This is a genomic window from Occallatibacter sp., assembly GCF_049802275.1.
GTDB lineage: Bacteria > Acidobacteriota > Terriglobia > Terriglobales > Acidobacteriaceae > Telmatobacter.
In genome coordinates, this window is record NZ_JBARMD010000518.1 from 1 (window position 1) to 6,223 (window position 6,223).

Consider the following 6,223-nt stretch of genomic DNA (forward strand, 5'->3'; position numbering starts at 1 on the left):
AAAACTGTGTGCCGGAGCCTATGTGATAGTAGGCGCCGTTGGGAGGCAGGTCTGGCTCCGTTTCGTCGGCCCAGATTGAGTCGAAGCCTTTGCTGAGGATGTTGTCGCGGATGGTGGTCCAGTACCAAACGGCGGCGTCGGGGTTGGTGGTGTCGATGTCGGAACCGGCGCGGTCGTAGGGGAGGCCGTTGATGGGCTTTCCGTCGGCAGTGTGGATGAGCCATCCGTTCTTTTCGAGTTCAGCATAGAAGCGGCTCTCAGGAGTGAAGCGTGGCCAGAGGCTGATCATGGTTTCGAAACCCATCTCGTGAAGCTGCTTGTTCATCGCGACTGGGTCGGGCCAGAATTTCGGGTCCATATCCATCTGGCCCATCTTCGTGTAGTAGAACCAGTCGACCACCATGACGTCGGCGGGGAGATGGCGGTCGCGATATCCCTTCGCAACGGACAGAACTTCATCCTGGCTGGTGTAGCGCTGTTTGCACTGGATGTAACCGTAGGCGGCCTTGGGCAGCAGCGGCGTGGGGCCGGTGAGGAGGCGATAGCCCGCGTAGATTTCGTCGGCGGTGTTGCCGGCAATGACGAAGAAGGAGACACGATCCCCAACCTGTGAAGTCCACTTGGTCTGCTCGTTGAAGCCGGGCTCGATGGTGGTCTTCGACGGATTGTCCCAGATGAGGCCGTAGCCCTTGTTCGTTATGAGGAACGGGACGCAGGTGGTGGGTGCGGCGGGCGAGAGATAGTCATTCCAGCAGCGGACGGGATGGCCGCGATGATCGAGGAAGCCTTCGTGGTTGTCGCCGAGGCCGTAGTAGTGCTCGTCGTCGGGTGATACGAAGGTGGCGCCGACGGTGAAGAACTCGGGGTCAGTGGGACGGCGGTCGTGGTTGATGTCGGCGGTGCCGTCCTTGTGGTTGGGGACGGCTTGTTGCCAGCCGGTCATCTCTAAAAGCTTCTTGCCATCGGGAGTTGTGAAGGTGATATGCGCGCCGGGCGTGGAGCCGTTGAAGAATTTCGCGATGTCGAGTTCGGTGGAGAGCTTCGGATGCAGAGGCGGATGATCGCGCTCGACGGTGGCGATGATGCGGGAGGACTGATAGATGTCGTTGAGGTCAGTCTGATTTTTGGACCAGCCTTGAGCGTTAGGAGTGCCGACGAATCCGTACCCAGGTTTGGCGAGTGCGTTGTCGTGTTGGAGGCTGAGGGTTACGCGGAGGATGTTGGGGGCGTAGGGCTCGAGGATGATGGTCTCGCCTTTGCGGTCGATTTCAAGACGCTGGTCGGAAGACTGGGCCGAGCAGAAGGCTGGAATGATGACCAGGCCAGCGAGAGACAACGCGAACAATGAATACCTTTTCATCCTGAACTCCGAAGACTATGAATGTATGGATTGGTACGCGGGGATGAGTGTAAATGAACGGGGTCGGTGGACGAATGTCAGGGTCTCGTTTGAAGACCGCTCATCGCGATGCGATGAACGGGGCACAGACGGGCCTGGTATCGGCGCGCGATGGATCTGGCGTGCGGGTTTTTGAAGCCAGTTGTGACACTTTAAACAATATGCAACTATGCGGTTGCACAATTCCAGGAAATAAAAATATGGGTTTTAAAGCTAAGTTCGTCAATCGACGCGACTTAGCTTTTTATGGGGCTCCCGTAACCCGTTCTAATCATTAGACTTAAGGCGCAAAGTCGTCGAAGAAAAAGACTTAGCGGCTGATTTCTAGTGTTTGAACCGTTTTCGAGGCAGGATGCTCCGGTTTTAATGCGGTGCAATGCTCTCTCCAAGCGCATGATCTTGAAGTAATTCACGGACCGATGAACGACGATTTCGCACTTTCCGTTGTTGAGATGAGTATAGGCAATGCCGGGAATTAACCTGCAAGATTGCTGAGAAGTCTTTGCGGAATGCAATGAGGAAGATGCGTCGGATTTATGGGGGACCTGTCTTGACATCCGCTCGGGGTGAACCCCGTCGGTGAAACGGTTTGAGTTTGGACAGTTCCCCGCATGTTGAGCGAAGGTTGTCAACCTGGCGGAGCAGATTCAAGCTCTGCCATGGTTACCTATCCCGTCTCACAGTTGACCAGCAACGATATTACCGAGAGCGGTCAGCTTCTTCTCATCGTTCCCATCGGACAGGAAGAACCGGACGTTGCCCTTGCGAGCATGAAGGGAATGGTTCCCATCGAAGTAAGCCTCATCCCCCACAACGGCTGGTGTCGATCCGGCACCAAAATACATCTTCAGCTTGGCGTGCAGATCGGTAGCCTCCGCGGTGGAGTGGTCGAAGTACACCCGGAAAAGCAATTCGTGGCGCCCATTCGATGTGGCGTAACGGCAATCGGTTCCCTGTACCGTGTTCGGGAACGGCCGCGGGGCAACGCTCTTTTGAGGCGCCCCGAAGGAATCTCCCAGCGTGCTGCTCACCACAGCCGGGCTGAGCAAAGAGCACGGATCTGCGGGAGCAGTCGCAGCATTTACTTGCTGCGCCAAGGGTGCTGCAGAAAGAAAAACGAGGAGAAACAAACAGAACTGTCTGATAGAAGGCATGCGATTCTCCTGGTTGGAACCTGCTCTTTGTCCTTATTCAAAGAGTGTCCGCGATTCTACCTCAACAACGCTGCGCTGCAGCAAGCAAGTCGGATGTTCCTTCAATCCGGCACAGGCCGAAGAAAGAATTTCCGGGCCTTTCTCCGTGAGTGTTGTGGACGATCCCGTTCGTTACAATTCTGCCGCCGCCACTTGTCAGTTGAGAAGCGACCGCAGTCATCGATGTCGCGCTGCGCCATCCAAGACCATAAAAATGGGGTGGGTCGTGCTTTCCCACCCAAGCTGCGCTTGGATGGGCGCCCACGGGGCTTGGTTCTGGATCACAGCCTTTGTGGGCTGAAACGTTACGATGAATTCGTGAGTCGACCGAAGCTGTTGTGGCAATCGAAGACGATTTTGTTGCTGGTGTTCCCCTTTGTGGGCGCCGATGTGGTGCTGGAGACGCGCTGGTGGGCTTCGCAGATGCCGGTGGTCGCGATCTGGACATTGAGCTTAAGCGTGCTGCTGGGTCTGGCTGCGTTCAAGGTGCGTTCGGCAACTGCGGGCGCTGCGCTGGCAGGCGCGGCGATCACGACTAGCCTGATGTTCGCGACGGTTTCGTTTCCCTATGCGCCGTGGAAGACGGGGCTGGTGCCAGTGCTGGTGTTGCTGGTGATGACTGCTCTTGCAACTCGGGTGGGACGGAAGCATAAAGAGAGCCTGGGAACCGCGGAAAGCAAGCGCGGACGCGGAGCCGCGCAGGTGGCGGCGAACCTGGGCGTGGCCGCTCTGGTCTCAAACGGGCTGGTGCTCTCGTGGATGGTGGAAAAAACATGGCTGCCGGCGGCGAAGGTCTTTCCCGCTGCGGCTTTCTGCCTGGGCCTTGCGGCACTTTCTGAGGCAGCTGCGGACACGATTTCGTCGGAGTTGGGTCAGGTGCTGAGCGGGTCTCCGCGGATGATTACGACTTTTCAAAAGGCGGAGCCAGGAACGGATGGGGCGATCAGCGTGGGCGGGACGGTTGTGGGCATCGTGGCGGCCGGGCTGGTGGCGGCTTCAGGAACCTGGGCGCTGGAGGGCGGCTGGTGGATGCTCGCTGTGTGCTGGGGTGCGGGCGTGTTTGGATTGATCTTCGACAGCCTGCTGGGAGCGACGCTGGAACGACGCGGCTGGATCAACAACGATGCCGTGAATTTTCTTTCGACAGCGAGTGCGGCGGGGGTTGCGCTGGGGTTGCTGGCGGTGGTGCCACATCGGCTTTTCTGAGCAAAGTTAGCGGAGTTGGCCGCGCTGCGCGCGTGGTAGCGGTGTTAGCTGGAGATCTGACACTCTAGTCTAAGTCCCTATTCCCAAGTTTCCTGTTCCCAGCCTTGTTCAATCCAGATGCAGGCGCCAGAGGGTGTAGCTGAGGATTTCGTGCTCAATGCGCTCGGTTTCGCCGGTGTTGCCTTCGATCGGTACGCGGGGGCGTGGGGAAGTGAGCACGTCGAGTCCGTTGGCGGCGCAGATCTGATGGATGCGGAAGAGGTGGGTGCCGTCGCTGACCACGACGATGCGACGCAAGTCGTTGGTGCGAGCAATTACGGCGAGGCGCTTGACGGATTGATCAGTGCTGGTGCTCTCGGTTTCAGCGATGATGTCGGACCCCGGGACGCCGGCGCCTTCAAGGTATTGCTGGCCGACGGCACCTTCGGAATACTGGTCGCCGCCGTCTCCGCCGAGGGTAATGATTAAAGGCGCGATGCCGCGGCTGTATAGAGATTCAGCATGATCGAGGCGAGCGCGGAATAGGGGTGACGGGTGGCCGTTATACTCGGCGGCTCCGAAGACGGCGATGGCATCGGATGGAGCGGACTGATCGTGCGAAGCATAGTGCTGGATCTGGATATAGACCCAGCGGCACCAGATAAGGCTGGCCGAGAGCAGAACGGCGAGAACCACGAGAATCCATCGCAGAAGCGGCCTTTTGGGTTTTCTTCCGTCCGAGGCTGGCTTCGACTCCGGGCTCATCTCGACTCTCAGCGCTGCAGCACCATGACGATTTCGTGCGTGGGAATGGCGCCTTCGCGGAGGATTTCCCAGCGGCCATCCCCGAGCGACAGGTCGACGATGGTAGTGGGTTGTGCGCGGCCAGTCGGGCCGCCATCGACGATGAGGGGAATACGGTCGCCGATCTGGTCACGCACGCAAGCGGCATGGGTGCACTCGGATGCTCCCTGCAGATTGGCGGCCGTGGCCGTGATGGGCAGGCCGAAACGCTCAACGACAGTGCGCGGAATGGCGGAGTCCGGGATACGCAATGCGACATTGCCGGTGTTTGCCGTGGACCGCAGGGGTAGCTTGGTGCCGGCGCGGACAATGATGGTGAGAGGTCCCGGCCAGAAGCGGTCGGCTAGCTTGTCGAGCATGGGGTCGGAGTCGCGGGCCAGCTCGTAGGCCTGCGCGAGGGAGGCGATCAGCAGCGACAGCGGCTTCTGCTTCTGGCGGCTCTTGATGCGGTAGATGTTTTCGACGGCGTGGAGGTTGACGGGGTCCACGGCAAGGCCATAAAAGGTGTCGGTGGGCATCGCGACTACATCGCCCTTGCGCAGACAGGAGACGATGTAATCAATCCGGTCTGACTGGGGCTCGTCGGGATGGACGCGCAAGATTTCCGCGGACAAGAAGGTCTACCTCGGTTCCCTCAGGCAATTCGAGATTGCCTGCTTTGATGGTGGCTGCGACGCTGGAGGCTATGTGCTGGACTCGCCTGAAAAAGCAAGGCAGGTACACAGACACGGCTCTGGCAAATGCAGACGCCACAAAGACGGAAGCTATCACAGCACCGGCTGCGGTGCAACCTGAGTACTGCCGTCTATTCAGCGACATCCCGCAAAACCGCTTAGAATCGGCTAAGCGAAAGACGGTTCGCATGAATGTCTATACGCATTGTACAGAGTAAGCAGAACGCGCGGCTGAAGGAATTGCGGCGGGCGCTGGCGAGTCCGGGGCGGAACGAGAGCGGACTTGTGGGAATTGAAGGACCAAACCTGCTCGAAGAAGCGGTGCACGCGGGGCTGCATATCGCTTGCGTGTTTGTTGCGCAGGGTTCCGAGCGGATCGTGGAAGCGCTGAAGCTGCCGGATCGTGTGGAGGTGCTGGCGATGCCGCGCGAACTGCTGGATGCGGCCTTGACAACCGAGACGCCGCAGCCGGTTGCAGCGCTGGTAGAGCCGCCGGACTGGACATGGGCCCACATTCTCGGGGAGAGTAAGCAGGACGCAACGCTGATTGTGGTGTTGGCGGGGTTGCAGGATCCTGGCAACCTGGGGACAATCTTGCGGTCGGCGGAGGCTTTTGGAGCGGACGGGGTGCTTTGTCTCGAAGGCACGGTGAGCGAGTGGAATCCCAAGGCGGTGCGGGCGTCGGCGGGAAGTGTATTTCGAATTCCGGTGCTGCGGGCCCACGAAAAAGAGGTTGTGGAGCGGTTGCGCGAAGCGGGCGTGCGAATTCTGGCAACGACGGTGCAGGGAGCACAGCCCGCGGACCTTGTGGATCTGGCTGAACCGGTGGCGCTGGTGATTGGAAACGAAGGGAACGGGGTGCCGGTGGATCTTGCGATGAAGGCGGACAGGGCGATTACGATTCCCTGCCCTGGGCCGGTGGAGAGCCTGAACGCGGCGGTGGCAACGAGCGTGCTGCTGTATGAAGC

Annotated in this window: 6 protein-coding genes; 2 read left to right on the top strand and 4 right to left on the bottom strand. The window is 59.2% G+C overall.

Annotation, left to right across the window (positions count from 1 at the left end; all coding sequences use genetic code 11):
* The coding region (locus WA354_RS17950; protein ID WP_472814392.1) for a TIM-barrel domain-containing protein at positions 1-1,360 on the bottom strand (1,360 nt) is incomplete at its 3' end.
* Positions 1,361-2,076: 716 nt separating this feature from the next.
* Positions 2,077-2,553, bottom strand: a complete 477-nt coding sequence (locus tag WA354_RS17955) for a hypothetical protein (protein WP_472814393.1) — start codon at positions 2,551-2,553, stop codon at positions 2,077-2,079.
* A 357-nt stretch (positions 2,554-2,910) separates the two neighbouring features.
* Between WA354_RS17955 and WA354_RS17960 the strand changes: the two genes are divergently transcribed.
* The gene (locus WA354_RS17960) at positions 2,911-3,798 is read left to right on the top strand and encodes a DUF92 domain-containing protein (RefSeq protein ID WP_472814394.1); all 888 of its coding nucleotides are present in this window, start codon (positions 2,911-2,913) and stop codon (positions 3,796-3,798) included.
* A 108-nt stretch (positions 3,799-3,906) separates the two neighbouring features.
* Here WA354_RS17960 and WA354_RS17965 read toward each other — a convergent pair whose 3' ends face one another.
* The gene (locus WA354_RS17965; RefSeq protein WP_472814395.1) at positions 3,907-4,542 is read right to left on the bottom strand and encodes a YdcF family protein; all 636 of its coding nucleotides are present in this window, start codon (positions 4,540-4,542) and stop codon (positions 3,907-3,909) included.
* An 8-nt stretch (positions 4,543-4,550) separates the two neighbouring features.
* Positions 4,551-5,195, bottom strand: a complete 645-nt coding sequence (locus tag WA354_RS17970) for an L-threonylcarbamoyladenylate synthase (RefSeq protein ID WP_472814396.1) — start codon at positions 5,193-5,195, stop codon at positions 4,551-4,553.
* 252 nt (positions 5,196-5,447) lie between these two features.
* Here WA354_RS17970 and WA354_RS17975 point away from each other — a divergent pair.
* Positions 5,448-6,223 (top strand): TrmH family RNA methyltransferase (locus WA354_RS17975; RefSeq protein ID WP_472814397.1); only part of this gene is annotated, 776 nt, incomplete at its 3' end.

What these genes read in the sequence shown, in the direction of transcription:
- WA354_RS17955 (WP_472814393.1), bottom strand. Translation starts at nt 2,553, where the DNA reads ATGCCTTCTATCAGACAGTTCTGTTTGTTTCTCCTCGTTTTTCTTTCT.
- WA354_RS17965 (WP_472814395.1), bottom strand. Translation starts at nt 4,542, where the DNA reads ATGAGCCCGGAGTCGAAGCCAGCCTCGGACGGAAGAAAACCCAAAAGG.